The 20,180-nt window shown below is 72.9% G+C and carries 22 protein-coding genes; 11 read left to right on the forward strand and 11 right to left on the reverse strand.

Going from position 1 to position 20,180, the window contains the following annotated elements:
- Positions 1-61 precede the first annotated feature (61 nt).
- Together AC07EG_RS30375 and AC07EG_RS30380 are read left to right on the forward strand one after the other, a co-directional pair.
- Positions 62-637 (forward strand): helix-turn-helix domain-containing protein, encoded by a 576-nt coding sequence (locus AC07EG_RS30375; protein WP_478256645.1) that lies wholly within the window; start codon positions 62-64, stop codon positions 635-637.
- A complete protein-coding gene (locus AC07EG_RS30380) occupies positions 634-1,305 on the forward strand; it encodes an SRPBCC family protein (protein ID WP_478256646.1) in 672 nt (223 codons plus the stop codon). Before AC07EG_RS30375 ends, AC07EG_RS30380 begins: the two co-directional genes overlap by 4 nt.
- On the opposite strand, the gene AC07EG_RS30385 is transcribed toward AC07EG_RS30380, so the two are convergent.
- From AC07EG_RS30385 to AC07EG_RS30400, 4 genes are read right to left on the reverse strand one after another with little or no spacing between them, the layout of a single operon-like run.
- A complete protein-coding gene (locus AC07EG_RS30385) occupies positions 1,296-2,465 on the reverse strand; it encodes a 4-hydroxybenzoate 3-monooxygenase (protein ID WP_478256701.1) in 1,170 nt (389 codons plus the stop codon). The genes AC07EG_RS30380 and AC07EG_RS30385 overlap by 10 nt on opposite strands.
- Before the next feature lie 50 nt (positions 2,466-2,515).
- The gene (locus AC07EG_RS30390) at positions 2,516-3,271 is read right to left on the reverse strand and encodes an IclR family transcriptional regulator (protein ID WP_478256647.1); all 756 of its coding nucleotides are present in this window, start codon (positions 3,269-3,271) and stop codon (positions 2,516-2,518) included.
- A 6-nt stretch (positions 3,272-3,277) separates the two neighbouring features.
- Positions 3,278-4,135: a CU044_5270 family protein gene (locus AC07EG_RS30395; protein WP_478256648.1), complete on the reverse strand. Its 858-nt coding sequence runs from the start codon at positions 4,133-4,135 to the stop codon at positions 3,278-3,280.
- Positions 4,128-4,706, reverse strand: coding sequence for an RNA polymerase sigma factor (locus tag AC07EG_RS30400; RefSeq protein ID WP_478256649.1), 579 nt, complete (start codon positions 4,704-4,706; stop codon positions 4,128-4,130). The genes AC07EG_RS30395 and AC07EG_RS30400 overlap by 8 nt, the downstream gene beginning before the upstream one ends.
- 88 nt (positions 4,707-4,794) lie before the next feature.
- Here AC07EG_RS30400 and AC07EG_RS30405 point away from each other — a divergent pair, with 88 nt between their 5' ends.
- Both AC07EG_RS30405 and AC07EG_RS30410 read left to right on the forward strand, forming a co-directional pair.
- A complete protein-coding gene (locus AC07EG_RS30405) occupies positions 4,795-5,028 on the forward strand; it encodes a DUF6480 family protein (RefSeq protein ID WP_478256650.1) in 234 nt (77 codons plus the stop codon).
- Between the two features lie 9 nt (positions 5,029-5,037).
- On the forward strand, positions 5,038-5,532 hold the full coding sequence (locus AC07EG_RS30410) for an MSMEG_6728 family protein (RefSeq protein ID WP_478256651.1): 495 nt from the start codon (positions 5,038-5,040) through the stop codon (positions 5,530-5,532).
- On the opposite strand, the gene AC07EG_RS30415 is transcribed toward AC07EG_RS30410, so the two are convergent.
- Positions 5,533-7,137: a phytoene desaturase family protein gene (locus AC07EG_RS30415; RefSeq protein ID WP_478256652.1), complete on the reverse strand. Its 1,605-nt coding sequence runs from the start codon at positions 7,135-7,137 to the stop codon at positions 5,533-5,535.
- A 45-nt stretch (positions 7,138-7,182) separates the two neighbouring features.
- Between AC07EG_RS30415 and AC07EG_RS30420 the strand changes: the two genes are divergently transcribed.
- The gene (locus tag AC07EG_RS30420; RefSeq protein ID WP_478256653.1) at positions 7,183-8,208 is read left to right on the forward strand and encodes an NAD-dependent epimerase/dehydratase family protein; all 1,026 of its coding nucleotides are present in this window, start codon (positions 7,183-7,185) and stop codon (positions 8,206-8,208) included.
- On the opposite strand, the gene AC07EG_RS30425 is transcribed toward AC07EG_RS30420, so the two are convergent.
- The gene (locus AC07EG_RS30425) at positions 8,205-8,663 is read right to left on the reverse strand and encodes an SRPBCC family protein (RefSeq protein ID WP_478256654.1); all 459 of its coding nucleotides are present in this window, start codon (positions 8,661-8,663) and stop codon (positions 8,205-8,207) included. The two genes, AC07EG_RS30420 and AC07EG_RS30425, sit on opposite strands and share 4 nt — an antisense overlap.
- A gap of 100 nt (positions 8,664-8,763) precedes the next feature.
- Here AC07EG_RS30425 and AC07EG_RS30430 point away from each other — a divergent pair, with 100 nt between their 5' ends.
- Positions 8,764-9,225 (forward strand): DUF4383 domain-containing protein, encoded by a 462-nt coding sequence (locus tag AC07EG_RS30430; RefSeq protein ID WP_478256655.1) that lies wholly within the window; start codon positions 8,764-8,766, stop codon positions 9,223-9,225.
- On the opposite strand, the gene AC07EG_RS30435 is transcribed toward AC07EG_RS30430, so the two are convergent.
- The 3 genes from AC07EG_RS30435 to AC07EG_RS30445 form a co-directional block, all read right to left on the reverse strand.
- Entirely contained in the window at positions 9,226-9,495 is a 270-nt protein-coding gene (locus AC07EG_RS30435; protein ID WP_478256656.1) for a PNPOx family protein, read from the reverse strand.
- Positions 9,496-9,590: 95 nt separating this feature from the next.
- Complete coding sequence (locus tag AC07EG_RS30440) at positions 9,591-12,203, reverse strand: CHAT domain-containing protein (RefSeq protein WP_478256657.1); 2,613 nt, start codon at positions 12,201-12,203, stop codon at positions 9,591-9,593.
- A 102-nt stretch (positions 12,204-12,305) separates the two neighbouring features.
- Positions 12,306-12,440 (reverse strand): hypothetical protein, encoded by a 135-nt coding sequence (locus AC07EG_RS30445; RefSeq protein WP_478256658.1) that lies wholly within the window; start codon positions 12,438-12,440, stop codon positions 12,306-12,308.
- Between the two features lie 489 nt (positions 12,441-12,929).
- Between AC07EG_RS30445 and AC07EG_RS30450 the strand changes: the two genes are divergently transcribed.
- Positions 12,930-13,628 carry a TetR/AcrR family transcriptional regulator gene (locus AC07EG_RS30450; RefSeq protein WP_478256659.1) on the forward strand — a complete coding sequence of 233 codons (699 nt, stop codon included), beginning with the start codon at positions 12,930-12,932 and terminating at the stop codon, positions 13,626-13,628.
- Here the strand turns inward: AC07EG_RS30450 and AC07EG_RS30455 are convergent.
- Together AC07EG_RS30455 and AC07EG_RS30460 are read right to left on the reverse strand one after the other, a co-directional pair.
- Positions 13,570-14,604, reverse strand: a complete 1,035-nt coding sequence (locus AC07EG_RS30455) for a serine hydrolase domain-containing protein (RefSeq protein ID WP_478256660.1) — start codon at positions 14,602-14,604, stop codon at positions 13,570-13,572. The genes AC07EG_RS30450 and AC07EG_RS30455 overlap by 59 nt on opposite strands.
- On the reverse strand, positions 14,601-15,251 hold the full coding sequence (locus AC07EG_RS30460) for a TetR/AcrR family transcriptional regulator (protein WP_478256661.1): 651 nt from the start codon (positions 15,249-15,251) through the stop codon (positions 14,601-14,603). Before AC07EG_RS30460 ends, AC07EG_RS30455 begins: the two co-directional genes overlap by 4 nt.
- Positions 15,252-15,353: 102 nt before the next feature.
- Here AC07EG_RS30460 and AC07EG_RS30465 point away from each other — a divergent pair, with 102 nt between their 5' ends.
- From AC07EG_RS30465 to AC07EG_RS30480, 4 genes are read left to right on the forward strand one after another with little or no spacing between them, the layout of a single operon-like run.
- Entirely contained in the window at positions 15,354-15,803 is a 450-nt protein-coding gene (locus AC07EG_RS30465) for a (2Fe-2S)-binding protein (protein WP_478256662.1), read from the forward strand.
- On the forward strand, positions 15,800-16,795 hold the full coding sequence (locus AC07EG_RS30470; RefSeq protein ID WP_478256663.1) for an FAD binding domain-containing protein: 996 nt from the start codon (positions 15,800-15,802) through the stop codon (positions 16,793-16,795). The genes AC07EG_RS30465 and AC07EG_RS30470 overlap by 4 nt, the downstream gene beginning before the upstream one ends.
- Positions 16,792-19,017, forward strand: a complete 2,226-nt coding sequence (locus AC07EG_RS30475; protein WP_478256664.1) for a xanthine dehydrogenase family protein molybdopterin-binding subunit — start codon at positions 16,792-16,794, stop codon at positions 19,015-19,017. The genes AC07EG_RS30470 and AC07EG_RS30475 overlap by 4 nt, the downstream gene beginning before the upstream one ends.
- 52 nt (positions 19,018-19,069) lie before the next feature.
- Entirely contained in the window at positions 19,070-20,122 is a 1,053-nt protein-coding gene (locus AC07EG_RS30480) for a hypothetical protein (protein WP_478256665.1), read from the forward strand.
- The last annotated feature ends 58 nt before the right edge of the window (positions 20,123-20,180 follow it).

A 20,180-nucleotide genomic window follows, 5' to 3' on the forward strand; every position in this document is an offset into this window, starting at 1 on the left:
GTCCAGCACCAGCCTACCGGTCTTATTGACAAATGAAACTGTCCAATGAACCATGGGCGGCATGGTCATCAACTACCTGGACGATCCCGACCGGGTGCTCACCGCGTTGTCCCCGCTGCGGCGCCAACTGCTCGCGCTGCTGCGCGAACCCGCGTCGGCCACCCAGCTGGCGGCGCGGCTCGGCCTGCCGCGCCAGCGCGTGAACTACCACCTGCGTGCGCTCGAAGCGGCCGGGCTGGTCGAGGTGGCCGAACTGCGGCAGCGCCGGGGTGCGGTCGAGCGGATCCTGCGGGTGAAGCCGGGGGCGCTGGTGGTCGATCCCGCGGTGCTCGGAGAACCCGCTGCGGCGCCCGAGCACGACCAGTACGCCGCCGAGCACCTGGTCGAGGTGGCCGCCGCCACCGTCCGCGACGTCGCGCGGATGCGGGAAAAGGCCGCCGGGAGCGGCAAGAAGCTGCTGACCTTCACCATCGAAGCCGAGGTGCGCTTCGCCCGCCCCGCCGCGGCGCGGGAGTTCACCGACGAGCTGACCGAAGCCATCGCCCAGCTGGCCGCGCGGTACGAGAGCACCACCGGGCGGCCGTACCGGATCGTCGTGGGCGGACACCCCCAGCCAGTGGAAGGAAAAACCTCGTGAACGAACAGCCCGGCCTGGAAATCCACCTCCCGGTCACCGTCGAAACCGCCTGGCGCGCCCTGCGCGACAAGGAAGCCGTGCTCCAGTGGCACGGCTGGCAGGCGGACGACCTGGACCGCGAAGTGGACGAGATCTTCTTCGGCGACGTGGTCGAAGACGCCGAAAACCACGTCCTGACCGCGAACGGCGGTGACCGGTTCAGCGTCACCGCGGACGGCGACGGCGCCCGGATCCGGCTGACGCGGGCGCCGCTGAGCGGGAACGCCGAGTGGGACGCCTACTACGACGACATCACCGAAGGCTGGATCTCCTTCCTCCAGCAGCTCCGGTTCGTGCTCACCCGCGAAAAGGCCACCCCCCGCCGCACGCACTTCTTCAGCGGCAAGGGGAACGCGGCACGACTGCTCCCGGCACTCCCGCAGGAAGGCCCGTACGAAGCCGAAATCGCGGGCCAGTCGCTGCACGGCCAGGTCTGGTTCCGGTCAGCCAACCAGGTCGGGCTGACCGTCGACGAATGGGGCGACGGCCTGCTCGTCGTCGGCAGCGGCCGCGGCACCGCCATGGCCATCCTGAACACCTACGACCTCCCGGACGCCGAGTTCGACGCGCTCGGCGCCCGCTGGGCGGAACGCTGGCCGGTGGTCTCGGAAGCGCCCGCCTACCGGTAGCCGATCGGCAGTCCGGCGTAGTTCTCGGCGAGTTCGGTGGCCGCCGGTTCGGCGGTCACCGTGCGCCGCAGTTGCGACAACTGCAGTTGCGCGTCGAAGTCGTCGCCGTGGCGGTGCAGCATGGTGGTCATCCACCAGGAGAAGTGCGTGCAGCGCCAGACCCGCCGCAGCGCGGTGTCCGAATAGGACTCGGCCGGCTCCGCCGAGCCGCCGGACAGCCACGCGGTCAGCGCCCGCGCCAGCAACGCCACGTCGGCGACCGCGAGGTTGAGGCCCTTCGCGCCGGTCGGCGGCACGATGTGGGCGGCGTCCCCGGCCAGGAAGAGCTTGCCGTGCCGCATCGGCGTGGTGACGAAGCTGCGCATCGGCAGCACGCTCTTCTCGGTGATCGGCCCGGTTCCCAGCCGCCAGTCCCGCTGGCCGGCCGCCAGCCGGGTGGTCAGCGCGGTCCAGATCCGGTCGTCGCTCCACTGGTCGATGTCCTCGTCCGGCCGCACCTGGAGGTAGAACCGGCTCACCCGCGGAGAACGCATGCTGTGCATGGCGAACCCGTCGGGGTGCCAGGCGTAGATCAGTTCGTCGGTGGACGGCGCGACCTCCGCCAGCACCCCGAGCCAGGCGAACGGGTATTCGCGGTGCCAGGTCCGCGCCGCCGGGATGGCGCCGCGGCTGGGGCCGTGGAACCCGTCGCACCCGGCGATCACCTCCGCCTCCAGCCGCTGCGGCCGTCCCTCACCGTCCACGAAGGTCACACACGGCCGGTCGGTCACGTCGTGCAGCGCGACGTCCGAAGCCTGGTAGAAAGCCTGACCACCGGCCTTCTCCCTGGCCTGCATCAGGTCCTTGGTGACCTCGGTCTGCCCGTACACCGACACCGAGCGCCCGGCCAGCCGCACGAAGTCGAGGTGGTGGCGCTCCCCCGGCCACTGGAGGTAGATGCCGCGGTGCTCCATCGACTCGGCGGCCAGCCGCTCGCCGACACCGGCCTGCTTGAGCAGGTCGACCGTGGACGCCTCCAGGATGCCCGCCCGGATGCGGGCCGCCACGTACTCCGCGCTCTGCCGCTCGACGAGCACCGAGTCGATGCCTTCCAGGTGCAGCAGGTGGGACAGCAGCAGCCCGGCCGGACCGGCTCCGATGATCGCTACCCGGGTTCGCATCGCCATGGGCGAAGAATGGGCGGACGCGCCCGCCGCCGACTACGGCATTCTCATCCAGCGAGAGACCGGGACACCCCGCGTGCCGCCGCCCGCAACGCCGGGACCTGCATCCTGGCGTTGCGGTCGTTCGGCACGATCACCGACAGGGCCGCCACCACCTGCTCACCCGGCCCCCGCAGCGGCACCGCGATGCCCGCGGTCTCCGCGTCGATGAACCCGGGGCACAGCACGTACCCGTCCCGCCGGACCGCCGCCAGCAACCGCCGCAGCCGCACCGGATCGGTGACCGTGACCGGGGTGTTCCCGGTCCGGGGCCGCAACGGCCCGGCCAGCACCTCCTCCTGGACCTCGGCGGGTGCGTGGGCGAGCAGCACCAGCCCGGAGGAGGACACGTGCAGCGGCAGCCGCCCGGCCACCCTGGTGATGTTGATGACCGCGCCCGGCGCCGAAAGCCGTTCCACGAACAGCACCTCGTGCCCCTGCCGCACGCCGAGCTGGGTGTGGTGGCCGACCACGGCGTGCAGGTCCTCCATGAACGGCATCGCGGCCTCACGCAGCCCGAGCGTCGGCGAAGCCCGCGACGCCAGCTCCCACAGCCGGACGCCGATGCGGACCCGCCGGTCCTCGTCGCGTTCGAGCCAGCCGTGCCTGCTCAGCTCCTCGATCAGCCGGGAGGCGGTGGCCACGTGCAGTCCGGCGCGGCGGGCGACGTCGGACACCCGCAGCGCGGGCGTCTCCGACCCGAAGGTCTCGACGATCCGCACCACCCGGGAAACCACGGACTCACCTTGCCCCACCCCCGGCATTCTGCCCTACTCCGGCAGCTGCCCCACCCGGTCGACGATGCCCCGATCGAGCACCGCTTCCCCGTTGCTGCCGAGCAGCACGTGCGTCTTCTCGTCGAAGACGAAGGTGGTGGCCGCCCCGGCCCAGGTGATGCCGATGCCGGACCGGCCGGCGGCGTCCTCGGCGCCGGGCACCGCTTTCAGCCCCGGAACACCGGAGATCGCTTCGAGCAGCGCCGCGCGGGCGGCCGGCCGGGTGTAGACCTCCCCCAGCAGGTACACCGCGTCCTTGGCGAGCGCGTTCGTGTTGTCCTTCGCGTCCCCGGCGTTGCGGCGGAGCCACTCGAGCGCGGCTTCCGCCGTTTCCGGCAGGTCGGGGCGGAACGCCGGGTCCGGCACGCAGTCCTCGGTGCGGCCGGGCAGGACCTCGGCGCCCTTCACCACGGCGCGCTCGCCGTTCCGGCACCCGGGAGACGGCCAGGCCGGGCCGCCGGGGTTCCGGATCGAGCCGTCGTGGGTGCCGTCGATGGACAGCCACACCTCGCGGACCCCGTCCGGGCGCTGGGTCCGGGTGTAGGCGAACTGGTCCGGCCGGGGGTCCGCCGCCGGTTCGCTCCGCATCGCCGCGGCGGCTTCCCGCAGCACGAGCACCGGGTCGGCGTGGGCGGCGGGCGGGGCGACGACCTCACCGGGGGCGAGCGCGAGCACGCCGGTGGTGGCGGCGGCCAGGCCGACGGCGGTCGCCCCGGCCCACACCAGGCGGCGGGGGCGGCGGGGGCGGGTCTCGAAGGCGGCGGTCAGGCGGTCGCGGCCCGGCGCCAGTTCTCCGGCTGAAGCGAGTGTGGCCGGTCCGGCGAAGTCACGGACCGACTGCAGCTCATCCATGGTTGCTGATCCCCTCGAAGGTGCGGAGTTCCGGTTCGAGTGCGCCCCGGACCTTGCGGCGGGCGCGGTTGAGTCGTGAGCGGACGGTGCCGACCGGGATGGCCAGGGCCACGCCGACCTCCTCGTAGGTCAGCCCCTCCCACGCGATGAGCAGCAGCACGTCCCGGTCGCCGTCGGACAGGCCGGTCAGCGCGGTGGCCACGGCCGCCGACCTCGCCTGGGCGGTGACCTTGGCGGCGACGCGGTCGGCGGGCCCGTCCACCGGTTCGGCCGGGACGAGCGAGGCCCGCAGCCGGTACTCGCGCACCTCGTCACGGCGGTGCTGCCCGACCACCCTGGTGGCGATGCCGTAGAGCCACGGCCGCGCGTCGGGGCGTTCGCGGTCGTACCGGTGCCGCCTGCCGAAGGCGGCCAGGAACGTCTCGTTGAGCGCGTCCTCGGCGGCCTGGGCACCGATGCGGCGGGCCAGGTACCGCAGGATGTGCGCGGCGTGGCGGTCGTAGATCTCGGCGAAGCGGGCCGGTTCGGCCCACGAGCGCTCGATCACGACCACGTCGTCTTCTGAGCTCATGCCGGTTGTCCGCAGCACCGGCGAAAAGGGTTCACGCCCCACCGCTAGCACACGGTTAGGCGGGTCCGGGGACGGGTAGCCGGGCCAGATGAGCACCAAACCGCCCGATCCCGAACCGGACGCCACCGCCGACCTCGACGACCGCGGCGCGGTGCCGCAGGGCGGGACCCCGCCCGAATCCGGGCAGGTCTCCGGCCTGTCCCACCCGCAGCCGATGCCGTCGAAGGCGGTGCCGGTGGTCGCGCTGGTGTGCGTGGGCATCCTCACGCTGCTGGTCGCCGCCCTGCTGGTCGCGCTGGCGACCGGCTGGCTGAGCCTCTGACCCGGGCGCATGCAGACGTTCCTGCCGGTGCCGGGGTTCGCCGGATCCGCGCTCGTCCTGGACCGCAAACGGCTGGGCAAGCAGCGCGTGGAGACGCTGCAGGTGCTGCGGGCGCTGACCGTGCCGAACTACGGCTGGCGCCACCACCCCGCCGTGGCCATGTGGGCGGGGTACGAGGAGGCGCTGGTGCGGTACGGCCTCGACGTGTGCGCGGCCTGGTCCGCCACCGGGGGCGCCGACACCTGCGCGGTGAAACTGGTCACCGAGGCGGGGGTGCCCCGGGTGCGCACGCAAGCCGAACTCGAAGCCGCGCACGAACTGCCGCCGTGGCTGGGGGAGCCGGAGTTCCACCGCAGCCACCAGTCCGCGCTGGTGCGCAAGGACCCCGAGCACTACGGTCCGCTGTTCCCCGGTGTACCGGACGACCTGCCCTACGTCTGGCCCTCCTCGGACCGCCCGCGACGCCAGTTCAGCGGTGTCGCGGGCAGCGCGGACAAGCCTTGATCAGCGGTACAGCAAGCGGTGCAAACCACCGATGAGCCCCCGATAGGCACTCCCGCCGACACCGTGGTTCCTCGCCAACGCCGCCCGCGCCGCGTTCGCCCCCGGACCACCGTGCACCGCCCCACCCGGATGCGCCGACGCACCCGCCAGGTAGAGCCGGTCCACCGGCGTGTCCGCTCGCCCCAGCCCCGGCACCGGGCGCAGGAACAACTGCTGGTGCACCGCGGCCGTACCGGCGTTCGTCGAGCCCTCCACCAGGCTCGGGTTCTCGCGCTGCAGTTCGTCCGGCCCCTGGGTGTACCGGCCGCGGATCGCCGAGCGGAAGCCCGGGGCGTGCCGCTCCACCACCGACTCCACCCGGTCCGCGAAGCGGCGCAGCTCGTCCGCGGTCCACCGGCGGCCACGCGGCACGTGGGTGTACGCCCAGGCCGTCTCGGTGCCCGCGGGTGAGCGCGTCGGATCGGTGGTGGTCATCTGGCCGAGCAGCAGGAACGGGTGCTCCGGCACCCGCCCGGCGGCCAGGTCGCCGCTGTAGTCGGCCAGGCCGGTCATGTCGGCGCCGAGGTGCACGGTGCCCGCCCCGCGGACGTCCTCGGCGGTCCACGGGATCGGCTTCGACAACGCCCAGTCCACCTTGACCGTGGCGTCGTCCCAGACGAAGTTGTCCAGGTCCGCGCGCAGGCGCGGCGGCAGGTCACCGGGGTCGAGCAGGTCGCGGTAGAGCACCGGCGCCGGCACGGTCGCCAGCACCGCCCGCCGCGCGCGGGTGGTCTCGCCGGTGGCGTCGACCACCCCCCGGGCCGCCCCACCGGCGGTGAGCACCTTGGTGACCGGCCGATCGCAGAGGACCCGGCCCCCGCGCGCCTCCAGCCGGCGGAGGAGCGCGGTGCTCAGGCTGCCCGCGCCGCCCTCCGGCACCGGGAAGCCCTTGTCCTGGCCCAGCATGCCGAGCAGCCAGCCGAAGATGGCGCTGCCCGCCTGGCCGGGGCCGAGATCGGTGTGCAGCGCGTTGCCCGCCAGCAGCAGCTGACCGCCTTCGCCGGCGAACCGGCGGGTGCCGTAGGTCCGCACCGGCATGGTGGCCAGCCTGCCGAACCGCAGCAGGTCGGCCAGGCCCATGTGGCGGGCCAGCTTCAGCCCGGAGCGCACCGGCGGGAACGGGGTGAACAGGGCGTCGAGCAGGTGGTCGCGGATGCCGCGGAAGTTCTCGTACTCGCTCAGCCAGGCTTCGCCGTCGGCTTCGGCGAACTCGGCGACCGAGGCCGCGGTGCGGTGGGCATCCCGCGAGAGCAGCACCGTGCGGTCGTCGGGCAGCACGTGGGCCAGCACCTCGGGCGCGTGCCGCCAGCGGATGTCCAGCTCCAGCGACGCGAGCACCGGCGAGGCCGCGCCGAGCGGGTAGAAGGCGCTGAACAGGTCGTGCCGGAAGCCCGGCTCGATCAGCTCGGCGGTGCGGACCGCGCCACCCGGCTGGGCGGCGGCCTCCAGCACCAGCACCTCCCAGCCGGCGTCGGCCAGCAAGTTCGCCGCGACCAGGCCGTTCGGGCCCGCACCGATCACCACCGCGTCCGCCGTCATGCCCGGAGACCTACCCGGTGCGCTCATCCGCCAATCGTGTTTCCGGGCACCGCCGACCGGCAATCCGGGCGGATGCGCATCGTGGTGACGGGAGCGAGCGGCAACATCGGGACGGCGCTGCTGCGGGTGCTCGACGGCGACGAAGTGATCGGCCTCGCGCGCCGCCCGCCGGCGAACCCGCCGGTGCAGTGGGTGGCGGCCGATCTGGGGACCGCGTCGCAGGCGACGCTGCGGGAGGTGTTCAGCGGCGCCGACGCGGTGGTGCACCTGGCGTGGGCGATCTCCCCCGCCGCCGGTGACCCGCCGATGGCCAGGACGAACGAGAGCGGCACCAAGGCGGTGCTCGACGCGGTCGCCGCGACCGGGGTGCCCCGGCTGGTGGTCGCGTCCTCGATCGCCGCCTACCGCCCGGCACCGCGCTGGACCCGGGTGACGGAGGACTGGCCGATCGGCGGGATCGCCGCCAGCGCCTACAGCCAGAGCAAGGTCGTCCTCGAACGGCAGCTCGACGAGTTCGCCGCGGCGAATCCCGGGGTCCGGCTCACGCGCCTGCGCCCGTGCGGCGTGGTGCAGCGCGAGGCGGCCGGGGAGTTCGACCGCTGGCTGTTCAGCCCGCTGCTGCCGCTGGGGTTGCTCGGCCGGGTGCCGCTGCCGCTGTGGCGTGACCTGCGGCTGCAACTGGTGCACGCGGACGACGTCGCCGACGCCATCCGGCGCGTCCTGCGGCGCGACGCCGAGGGCGCGTTCAACCTCGCCGCGCCCGACGTGCTCGCCAGCGCCCGGCTGGCCACGCTGATCGGCGGACCGCGGGTGCCGGTGCCGCGCCGGGTGCTCGAAGTGGCCGCGAAGCTGTCCTGGCGCGGCGGGCTCCAGCCGCTGCACCCCGGGTGGCTCGAACTGGCCGATCGGGCCCCGCTCGCCGACACCTCCCGGGCCGAGGAGGTGCTGGCGTGGGAACCGCGGCACAGCGCCGCCGAAACCCTGTGCGAACTGCTCGACGGCTGGGCGGGCCGAGCCGGGAACGACAGCCCGCCGCTGGCGCCGCCGCGCTCCCGGCTCGGTGACCTGCGCCTCGGCCGGCCCAGCCGGCAGGCTTAATGCGCTTTCGCCCGGCCCACCGCGAGATCGCTCAGCCTGGACAGCGCTTCGGCGTTCCGGAGGCGGAGCAGCAGGGCCTGCACCGGGCCCGGCAGCAACCGGCCCGGCCCGGACAGCGCGCCCTCCTCCATGATCACCCGCGTCGACGAGGCCGACAGCGGTTCGAGCCGGAGGCGCACCCTGGCGGTGCCGAGCAGCCAGAGCCGAGCTTCGAGGTCGATCAGCCGATCGGGCACGCTTTCCCGCACCACGGTGGTGTCGTTGATGTGCACCGGCCACGCCCCGACGGAGTGGTGGATGCGGCTGCCCGGCTCGGGCCAGCCGGGATCGACGTCCCGGATGTGCGCGTTGCCCACCACCCAGGAGGAGTAGGACCAGCCATCGGCGAGCACCGCGTACACCGCGGGCGCGCTGACCGGTACTTCCAAGCTGACTTCGGACTTCAGGCTCGTCATGCCCCGCTGGATACCCAGCCGGGCGTCACCAACGCGTGTGAACCGCGCGGAAGGGGGAATGCCGTGGGCGTCGGCGAAAATTCCACGGGAGGAGAACCCCATGTCCCGCCCCCACCAGCACTCGGATTCCGGCGGCGTGGCCGTCCGGCGCACCCCGGTCCAGCTGGTCTCGATGGTCTACGGCGTGGTGTTCCTGCTGGTCGGCCTCCTCGGCTTCGTGCCGGGCGTGACCACCGGTTTCGACACGCTCACCTTCGCCGGGCACGAGTCGTCCGCGCTGCTGCTCGGCGTGTTCGCCGTGTCCGTGCTGCACAACCTCGTGCACGTGCTGTTCGGCGTGGCCGGGCTGATCATGGCGCGCACCCCGGCGGGGGCCCGCGCCTTCCTGCTCGGCGGCGGGGTGATCTACCTGGTGCTGTGGCTCTACGGCCTAGTCATCGACCACGGTTCCAGCGCCAACTTCGTGCCGGTCAACAGCGCGGACAACTGGCTGCACCTGGGCCTGGCGGTGACCATGATCGCCTTCGGCCTGGCACTGGGCCGCGGCCTCCGGCGCGCCTGATCACCCGGCGTCGCGGTTGTTCGCGATCGGTTCGTGCGGGTCGGTGTCCGGCTGGTCGATGCCGAAGCTGATGATCCGCTCGGGGTGGATGCGGATGACCGCGCCGTCGAGGTGCCCGTCCGGCTCGAAGCCGGTGATCGCTTCGGCGCGGCCCCGGATCGCCAGGCAGCGCACCCGCGGCGGGCCGGTGGACGGCCGGTCGTCGACGACGAAGGCGACCCGGCCGTTCGCCGCGATGTTGCGGAACTTCCGGCTCTTCGCCAGGTTCACCCCGCGCACCTCGATGGTGCGTTGAGCAAGGCGATTTCCGCTTCGGTGAACGACATGCCGTCAATCCGGCAACTTCAACCCCGGTTCAGGTCAAGTCAGCCCGTCCCGAGGCAGACGAACGGGCGGCGCATCGGGTCCACCGCCACCGCGTCGGCCAGGGCGACCGCCGGGCCGGCGCCACCGGCCAGCGCCCGGTGGTAGTCGTCCATCGCCGCCGCCGAAGCCTGGTCACCGACCTTGCTCAGCGGCGCGATCACCGTCTGGGAACCGCTGGCCAGCAGCGCGCTGGCGAAGCCGAGCGCTTCGTCACCGGGCCGGATGCGGTTGAGCGCCAGCTCGCACGCGGCCAGCACCACCTGCCGGGGTGGGCGCCGCAGCCCGGCCATCTCGTGCGCGAACATCGCGCCGTCGGCCAGTTCCAGCCGGGAGAACAACGCGTTGTCCGGCTCGTGCGCCCCGTGTGCGGCGATGTGCGCCAGTTTCGCGCCGTCCACCGCCGGCAGCACCGCGGTGGCCGTGGCTCCCGGGCCGGACAACTGCTTCGACGTGCGGTAGTGCGTGGCCAGCTTGTCGATCTCGGCGCGGGCGGCGGGCAGGCCGGGGCCGCGCACCAGCACCACCTTGCGCACGCGGTCGGCTTCGGCCAGTTCGGCGGACAGCCACGCGGTGGCCGACGGTGCCACCACGGTCGGCCGGTAGTGCAGGCTCGGCAGCACGCCCCACGGCACCGCGTACAGCCCGCCGGTCGGCACGATCACCAGGTCGCGGTCGCCGGTCAGCGCCAGCAGCGGGCGCACCAGCTGCGCGTCGAGGAGTTCGGCCTGCCGCCGCGCCGAGGTCATGATCACCTCGACCAGCGGCGCCGGGGTGTGGTCGGGGGCCACCGCGTTCAGGTCGACGTTGAGCATGCGCGCGCTTTCCGCCGCCTGCCGCGCCGAGCCGAGGCGGACGATCCGCGCGCTGCCGCCGACCACGACCACCGCGACCAGTTCGTCGGCCGAGGCCGCGAAGCTGATCAGCGCCCGGTCGCCGAGCCGCGTGGCCACTTCGTCCATTTTGGCCACCGGCCGGGGCCTGCCCCAACGACCGGTGTGCCACCCCATCCGGTGCGCCTCGCGCAGCAGTTCCGCGCGGCGCGCCTTGGCCGCGGCGGTCGGGTGCCCGTCGTGCAGCGCCTGGTGGATGGACTGGGTCAGGCCGCGGATCTCGGCGAGGCAGTCGGCCAGTTCGGGGTCCTCGGCCTTGGCGAGCGGTTCGTACCGGTAGGTCTGCGCCCGCGTGCGCTCGAGCCAGTCGAACAGCCGTCGCGGGTGCTCGCCGCCGAGCACCAGGCGCACCGCCAGCTCACCGAGTTCACGACCGTGCAGCGCGGTCCCGGAAACCAGTTCCAGCCCGCCCATCCGGTTGCGGACGCGGTCCAGTTCGGCCAGCCCGGCGCGGATCTCCCCCAGCGCCGCACGCCGGTCGCCCCCGGCGACGGCGAGTTCGGCCCGGCACAGCCGGCGCAGCATCCGGTGGTCGATCGGGGTGAGCTGCCCCGGCCGCGGCACCTCGGCCAGCAGTGCTTCGGCGCGCTCGAGATTGCCCCGCCGGACCTCCAGGCGCACGGTGAGCATGGTGGCCACCGCGGCCTGCCCGGCCAGCCTCGGCACGGTCATCGACCGGGCGTGCCGCAGCGCGCGGGCGGGCAGGGCGGCCGGGATCTCCCCGGTGCGCAGGGCGTCCGCGGTGTCCGCGCGCAGGCCGATGATGACCGCGTTGGCGACGCAGGTCTGGCAGCCCCACCGGCGCATCCGCCGCCACGCCGATTCCGCCAGCCCGCGGGCCAGGTCGAGGTCACCGGACATCAGCGCCGCTTCCGCGCGGAACAGTTCGGCTTGAGCCAGTTCCCTGGTGTTGCCCTGTTCCTGGCGCAGTCGTGGCAGCACCTCGTCGAGGTGCCTGGCCGCCTCGTCGGACAACCCGGCGGTGAGCAGCGCTTGCGCCTGCTCGTGCCGGAGCAGCGGTGGCACTTCCACGTCGAGTGCTCGATAAGCCCGTTCGCTTTCTTCGTAGCAGCGGAGCGCGGCGGGCACGTTGCCGGTGCGCCGTTCCAGCGTGCCGAGGTGACGGCGGATTTCGGCCGCCGATACCCGCAGCTCGTACTTCTCGGCCAGCTTGATGCCGCGGGTCAGGTCCTCCCGCGCACGCTTCACCCGGCCGAGCCGGATGCAGGCCAGCCCGCGGGTGGCCAAGGTGTTCAGCAGGGATTCGACCACCGGCACCGGATCCGCCGCGGCGGCGAGGCGTTCTTCGCGGTACGCCAGCGCCTCGTCGAAGCACTCGATGCTCTCTTCGTTGCGGCCACCGCCCATCAGCAGCAGGCCGCGGTTGTGGTTGACCGGCGCGGTCAGCTCGGCGCGCACCGCCGGATCGGCGAACCGGGCGATCACCAGGCGCACGTCGGCGAGCCTGGCCAGTCCGTCGTCGAGACCGCTGGTCTCCGCCTCGGCGAAGGCCAGCGTGGTCAGCAGCCGGATCCGGGTGCGCAGCCAGTCGTCCTGCTGCCCGGGCGGGACCGGGTGGATCGAGTCCAGCAGCCGGATCCCGCGGCGCAGCAGCCGGGTGGCTTCGTGCTGGCGCTGGGCGCACGAGGCGTCCACCCCGCTCTGGTGGAGCTCCCGTGCCCTGCGGATCACGTCGATCGGGCGCTGCTCGATTACCGGCACCCTTCTATGACAACACAGAACGTAGCCAAAAAGTCAGCCCGCCCAGCCGGATGGCGGCGGGCGGGCTGAAGATCACCGGTTGACCGGTGCGAAGGACTCAGCTCACGGCGCGGGCGGCGGCGACTGCGGGCAGCCGCCCGCGCAGTCCGTGGTCGCCTCGTGCGTGTGCCCCTCGTACCGGTCCTCCGGCTTCTCGACCGGCGTTTCCTGCACCGGAGCGGTCTCGGTCGTGGTCATGACGATCTCCTCCCCTACGATCTTCGTTACACCAACCGGGCGACCCAGTTCGGCCCGATTTCCCGGGCCGGTAGCTCTGTGTCCCCCATTCGCCGGTTCCCTCTAACCGCGAACGGCCTAATGATGGCACAACGGACGAATGATCGGGAAAATTTTCCACGCACTGTCACCACCGACGCGCCTCACCTGCATCGATGCCGCCGTTCGGCCTACCGGCCAGTGGTAGCCGCCAAATCGGCACGTCCCCGAGGAAAACGACATTCCGGACACAACTTGCCGTGCCCGCCCGGCACTTCCGCTCGCGAACCGTCCACAAGCGACGATCAGTGCCCGCTGCCCGGGGTGGCCACCATCGGCTCGGCGTACCGGCTGCCCGCCGCCGCGCCGGTCCGGTGTCCTCAATCGGCACCCCCCGGGCCGAGCCGCGCGGGCCGGTGGACGCCGCTGTGGCCGCCAGCGCGCTACCGAAAATTTGTTATCGTTGGAAACGTGCGCGTCGACCAGGTGGTACCCACCCGTGACCGGATCCTCCGTGCCGCCGCGGAGCTGCTCCAGGAGGGCGGTCGCGACGCGGTGTCCACCAGGGCGGTGAGCGCGGCGGCCGGGGTCCAGGCGCCGGCGCTGTACCGGCTGTTCGGTGACAAGGACGGCCTGCTCGACGCGGTCGCGTCCTACGGCTTCGAGGAGTACCTGGGCCGCAAGCACGACCTCGGCCGGACCGGCGACCCGGTCGAGGACCTGCGCCGCGGCTGGGACCTGCACGTCCAGTTCGGTTTGGCGCGCCCGGAGTTCTACGCGCTGATGTACGGCGAAGCCAGGCGCGGCGGCCCGTCGCCCGCCGCGAAGGAGGCCGCCGCGTTGCTGCACGGCATCATCTCGCGGATCGCCGAGGCCGGGCGGTTGCGGATGAGCGTGGAACGCGCCGCGGAGCTGACGCACTCGACCGGCGTCGGGGTGGTGCTGTCGCTGATCGCCCAGCCCGCCGGCGCGCGCGATCCGGAGTTCGCCACCGTGGCCAGGGAAATGGTGCTCGGCACGATCACCACCGGCGAGTCCGCCCCCGCGCCGCCTGCGGGCCGGTCCGCCCGTGCGGTGGCGCTGCGGGCCGCGCTGACCGAGGACTCGCCGTTCAGCCCGGCCGAACGCGCCCTGTTCGGCGAGTGGCTGGACCGCCTCGCCGACGCCTGAGCGCGGCCAGCCACGGCAGCCAGCGCTCGTCCGGCCCCCGGCCCGGTTGCCAGCCGGAATGCGCGCACAGGTAAGCCACGGCCAGCCCGGTCTCGCGATCGGCGAAGGCCAGCCGGCCACCGGCCCCGGCGTGCCCGAACGAGGCCGGCCCGAGCATCGGTGACGCACTGCGCTCCAGTTCGAACCCGAGCGAAAACCGTTGCGGGTGCGGCATTTCCACCGGTGTCGGCAGCCCGTCGGTCTGAGGAGCGCACGCGCGGTCCAGAGTGCCCGGCCGCAGGAGTCCATTGAGGACGGCCGAGTACAGCTTCGCCAGCGAACGCGCGTTCCCGATCCCGTTGGCCGACGGGATTTCCGCGGCCCGTCCGGCACGGGTGGTCAGCAGTTCGGCGAGCGCGGTCCGGTTCGGCCCGATCGGGGCGACGCGGTGCTCCTGCGCCGGCGGCAATCCGATCCACAGGTCCAGCCCGAGCGGCCGGGCGATCTCCCGGTCGAAGAACCGGCCGACGCTTACCCCGGTGACCCGCCGGACCACTTCACCGGCCAGGTAGCCGAAGGTGGTCGAGTGGTAGGCGAACGCCGTGCCGGGCGGCCACGCCGGGGTCATCGCGGCCAGCGCCGTGGTGCAGCGGTCCCAGTCGAGCAGGTCCGGCCCGTCCAGGTCGAACACGGGCAGCCCGGCCCGGTGGGACAGCAGGTGCGAAACCGGCAGCTCGGCCCGGAATCCGGGCCAGTACCGCGAAACCGGGGCGGTCAGGTCCAGCTCACCGCGTTCGGCGAGCAGGTGCACGCAGAGCGCCACCAGCGCCTTGGTGCACGACATGGTGACCGCGATCCGATCGGCCGCCCACCCGTGCCACAGGTCGACCACGGCGGCCCCGCCGGAGTAGACGGCCAGCTGGGCGCCACCGCCGTGGTCCAGCGCGAACGCCTCGCGCACGTCCTCGAACCCCGGCGCGACCGTGCCGTGGATCATCGCAGCGCGGGCAGGCCGGCCATCAGGGCGCACAGCGCGCGTTCGAGCGTCGGCACGAACGGCGGGCACAACGCGGCCAGCGCCGGGTCCCGGGCGTACACCTCACGCAGCGTGGACGGCGGGTTCGCCGCCGGGTACAGCGCGCCGGCGAAGATCGTGCCCGCCGCCGCCACGTCGTAGCCCTCCGCCTCGGTCAGGCCGAGCCCGGTTCCCGCGATCGCCGCGGCGAGTTCGCCGAGCACGGCGTGCACCCGGTGCTTGAACCGGGCCGCCGCCTCGACCGAGACGTTGTGCTCGAGCGTGGTCGCGGAGTGCCCGAGCAGATCGCAGAACAGCGGCCGCTCCTGCAGCGTCTCGGCCACCGCGGTGGCCAGCTCCCCGGCCGAGCCCACCCCGGCCAGCCTGCCGGTCAGCGCCTCACCCCACTCGGTCCAGCACTCCGCGGCGAGTTCGAGGTAGATCTCCTCGCGGGTGCCGAAGTAGCGGACCACATTGGACTTGGCCAGGCACACCGCGGCGGCCACGTTGCCGAGGCTGACCTCGCGGACGCCCGATTCCATGGCGAGGCGGCGGGCGGCGGCGAGGATGGCCTCGCGCCGCTGCCGCTTCTGCTCCGGCCGCCTGGCCCGGACGAATCCCTGTCCCATGTCGGCGCTCAGCATACGACCCCGGTTAAAAGAACGCCGTCCTCTTGTTAAGAGACCGTCGTTCCGTTAACCTCGGCGGCACCGGACGACACAGGAGGACCAGTGACCGAGCTGCGTTTGCGGGTCAACGGAGCCACCACGGTGCTCAGCCTTCCGCCGCAGGTCAGCCTGCTGGACGCGTTGCGCGAGCACCTCGGGCTCACCGGCACGAAGAAGGGCTGCGACCAGGGCGCCTGCGGGGCGTGCACGGTGCTCGCGGACGGGGTGCGGATCAACTCGTGCCTCGCGCTGGCGGTGCAGTACGAGGACGCGGAGATCACCACCGTCGAGGGCCTCGACCACCCGCTGCAGACCGCGTTCGTCCGCCACGACGGGCTGCAGTGCGGTTACTGCACCCCCGGTCAGCTCTGCTCGGCGGTCGGCCTGCTCGCCGAGTCGAAGGGCGAGGAGCTGACCGACGCCGAGATCCGCGAGCGGATGAGCGGCAACCTGTGCCGCTGCGGGGCCTACAACGGCATCGTGGACGCCATCCGCGAGGTGGCGGCCCGATGAGGACGTTCGCCTACCACCGCGCCACCGACGTGCCCACCGCGCTGCGGGCGATCGCCGGTGAGCCGAACGCCAAGTTCCTCGGCGGCGGCACGAACCTGGTCGACCTGATGCGGGCCGCGGTCGAGCAGCCGGACACCGTGGTCGACATCAGCCGGTTGCCGCTGACCGAGGTGGCGGAACTGCCCGGCGGGGGTGTGCGCATCGGGGCGCTCGTGCGCAACAGCACGCTGGCCACGCACCCGCTGATCCGCTCGCGGTACCCGGTGCTCAGCCAGGCCGTGCTCGCCGGGGCGTCCGCGCAGCTGCGCAACATGGCCACCGTGGGCGGCAACCTGCTGCAGCGCACCCGCTGCCCGTACTTCTACGACCCGGCGTCGGCGTGCAACAAGCGCGAACCCGGCAGCGGCTGCGACGCGCTGGGCGGGCACAACCGGGGCCACGCGATCCTGGGCACCAGCGGGTCGTGCATCGCCACGCACCCGTCCGACCTGTGCGTGGCGCTCGCCGCGCTCGACGCGGAAGTCGAGGTGGAGAGCCTGCGCGGGCTCCGCCGCCTGCCGCTCACCGAATTCCACCGGCTGCCCGGCGAGACCCCGCAGGTGGAGACCGAGCTGGCGGCCGACGAGCTGATCACCGCGGTCGAACTGCCCGCGCTGCCGTTCGCCGCGCGGTCGAGCTACCGCAAGGTCCGCGACCGCGCCTCGTACGCGTTCGCGCTGGTCTCGGTCGCCGCCGCGCTGGAGGTCCGCGAGCACGAGGTGACCGCGGTCCGGCTGGCGCTCGGCGGGGTCGCCGGAAAACCGTGGCGTGCCCGTGAAGCCGAGCGCGTGCTGCTCGGCGCACCGGCCACCGAGCAGTCCTTCGCCGAAGCCGCGGCAGCCGAACTGGCCGGCGCCACCGGCCGGGAGCACAACTCCTTCAAGATCGAACTCGCCCGCCGCACGCTCACCGCGACGCTGCGGCACCTGCTCACGAACGGGAGCGCGGCATGACCCAGGTGCAGGATCCCCCGCGGACCGGGGCCGTCGGCCGCCCGCTCGACCGGGTCGACGGCACCGCGAAGACCACCGGCGAGGCGCGCTTCGCCGCGGAGTTCCCGTATCCCCGCCTGGCCCACGCGGTCATGGTGCACGCGACGATCGCCCGCGGCCGGATCACCGCCATCGACACCGCGGCCGCGCTCGCCGTGCCCGGGGTGCTGACCGTGCTCACCCACGAGAACGCGCCGCGGATGAAGAAGCCGCCGAAGCCGAACCCGGTCAACCTGAGCACGCTGGCCTCCGGCACCAGGGTCAACTACCTCAACACCGACGAGGTGTTCTGGAACGGCCAGCCGATCGCGGTGGTCGTGGCCGGCACGCTCGAAGCCGCCAGGGAAGCCGCCACGCTGGTGAAGGCCGGGTACACGGTGATGAAGTCCACTGTGGACTTCGAAGCCGAGTTGCCGAACGCCGAACCGCAGGCGAGCAACCTGATCATGCCCGGTGGCGCGAAGAAGGGTGACGCCGAGGCCGCGCTCGCGGCCGCACCGGTTTCGGTGGACCTGCGGTTCTCCACGCCGATGCACAACCACAACGCGATCGAGCCGCACGCCACCACCGCGCTGTGGGACGGCGACCGGCTGACCGTGCACGACGGCACGCAGAGCGTCGACTGGGTGCGGCGGCACCTCGCGCTGAAGTTCGGCGTGCCGGCGGCCGGGATCCGGGTGCTGGCCCCGTTCGTCGGCGGCGGCTTCGGCGGCAAGGGCTCGGTGTGGGCGGGCACCGTGCTGACCGTGCTGGCCGCCAGGGTGACCGGGCGGCCGGTGCGCATGCTGCTCAGCCGCGAAAGCGTCTACCGCACGGTCGGCGGGCGGACGCCGTCGCGGCAGCGGGTGGCGCTCGGCGCGGGCACCGACGGGCGGTTCACCGCGTTGATCCACACCAGCATCACGCAGATCGGCAGCGGTGGTGGCGGGCCGGAGCAGGTGACCTCGCAGTCACGGCACCTCTACGCCGCCGAGAACATCCTGCTGCGGCAGGAAAACGTCGAACTCGACGCGGTGCCCAACACGTTCATGCGGGCCCCCGGCGAGTCGATCGGCACCTTCGCGCTGGAGGCCGCGGTCGACGAACTGGCCCACCGGCTGGGCATGGACCCGGTGGAGCTGCGCCTGCGGAACGAGCCCTCGGTGAACCCGCTGGACGGCAAGCAGTTCTCGCACCGGCTGCACCGCGAGTGCCTCACCAGGGGGGCCGCCGAATTCGGCTGGGCGGAGCGCACCCCGGAACCGGGTTCGATGCGGGACGGCCGGTGGCTGGTCGGCTGGGGTGTGGCGGCGGCCTACCACCCGGCGGTGCAGTTCACCGCCAACGTGGCGGTGCGGCTGTCCGCCGACGGTACGGTGCTGGTGCGCTGCGGGTTCCACGAGATGGGCATGGGCGGGGCGACCGCGCAGGCGCAGATCGCCGCGGACGCGCTGGACGTGCCGGTCGAGGCGGTCCGCGTCGAATACGGGGACACCGACCTGCCCACCGGCCCGGCCGCCGGCGGCTCCATGCAGACCGCCAGCGTCGCGGCGGGCCTGCTCAAGGCGTGTGAGAAGCTGCGGCGGGAACTGGACGGCCTGGCGGAGGAGCACCCCGGTCTCTCCCCCGCTGAAACCGTTGCGGCCGCCGGGAAACCGCACGTGGAAGCCTCGGTGGGCGCCGAGTCCGGGCTGGGCGCGGTGGCCGGGCAGGTCCGCACCATGACCAGGTTCGTCCGGGACCGGCGGCGCTGGGTGAAGGCGGCGAGCGGGGCGCACTTCTGCGAGGTGCGGGTCGACCGGGACACCGGCGAGGTGCGGGTTTCGCGGTGGACCAGCGTGTTCGACGTGGGCCGGGTGATCAACGCGAAGACGGCGGCCAGCCAGCTCAAGGGCGGCATCGTGATGGGCCTCGGCATGGCCCTGTCGGAGGCGACCGTGGTCGACCCGCGCACCGGGCGGATCGTGAACCCGAGCCTGTCGGAGTACCACGTGCCGGTGCACGCCGACGTCCCGCCGATCGACGTGCACTACCTCGACGAACCCGATCCGACCATGCCGCTGGGCCTGATCGGCATCGGCGAGGTCAGCATCACCGGCGTGGCGGGCGCGGTCGCGAACGCCGTCCACCACGCCACCGGCAAACGCGTCCGCGACCTGCCCATCACCCCGGACAAACTGCTCCGAGAACTCCCAGCCGAATGATCTCGGAGTACGGTTGGTCACCGATGTGTTGAGCACGGCGCGGAGGAGAGCGGTGACCGGGGAAGGCACTTCGGCCGGGCCGTCGGTGTGGACGAAGCCGTTGCGGGCACTGGCCACGATGGTCGACGCCCAGGTGGTCGACCAGGTGCGCGAACGGCAGGCGGACGTTGTTCTGGCTGAGGCCGCGGACGGGTTCGTGCTGGCGGGGTGGGACCACCGCACGGAGTTCCTGCGGGAAGGGCCGGAGCTGTTCCGGATCGTGGAGTACAGCCGCGACCTCGTTCGCAGCACGATGCGCACCAATTCCCGGGACGTCGTCGAGGTTGTGGTGCTGGCCATGGTGGAGGCCGCACCCAGGAGACGGCCGCGTCCGGACCGGCAGGCAGCGCTCGTGCGCCCGCTCGGTGAACGCGGGACGAGGGCGGAGTTCGGCGCGGGGCAGTGGGTGGAGTCCACGGAGCCCGTCGAAGGACTGGTCAGGACGCTGGGTTACGACATTCGCGAGCAGGACCGGTCCGGGCCGCGATCGCACCACGTCGAAGACGTGTTGTTCGACGTCTACCCGGACCTTTTCGTGCCCCCGCCCGGCGTGGTGATGCTGGAGCCCCACCCCGGCCGAAGGCTGGTGACGCGGGACGGGACCACACCACTGGCATTGGTGGACCTGGTCCCGTGGTTCAGGCCCGTTCACCGGTCCCACGGCCCGTTCCTGCACTGGTTCAGCACGGTGGCCGACTTCGTGCGCTGGGCTGTGGACGGGGTGGCCACCGTGCGCTTCACCCCGGACGTCGACGGGTGGGATCCCGTCGACCGCCTCCTGCTGGCCACCGAGCTGATGGGTTTCGCGCTGCGCCACTTCACCGACAGCATGTTGGTCGACAACCAGGCGCGCGGGCCTTGGACGACGCTGGCGCTGCGGTTCGAGTCGCTCGACCCGCTCGTCTGGCGGTGGTGCGCCCCGGGCACGGGAACGCCGCTTCCGCCCGGCCCCGACACCGACCGCGTGCTCGCCTCACCGGTGCGGGACTTCCGGCACGTGCCCGGCCGTCCTGAACTCCACGTCGACTTCCACCCCGAGCCCGTTCCCCGTGACGGCGCTCGCTGAACGGTGGGAGCGATGAAGGCCGGCTGAACCGCTCGGCCGAGGACGGGTGGTGCTGATC

This window comes from Amycolatopsis sp. NPDC045836, from assembly GCF_056431745.1.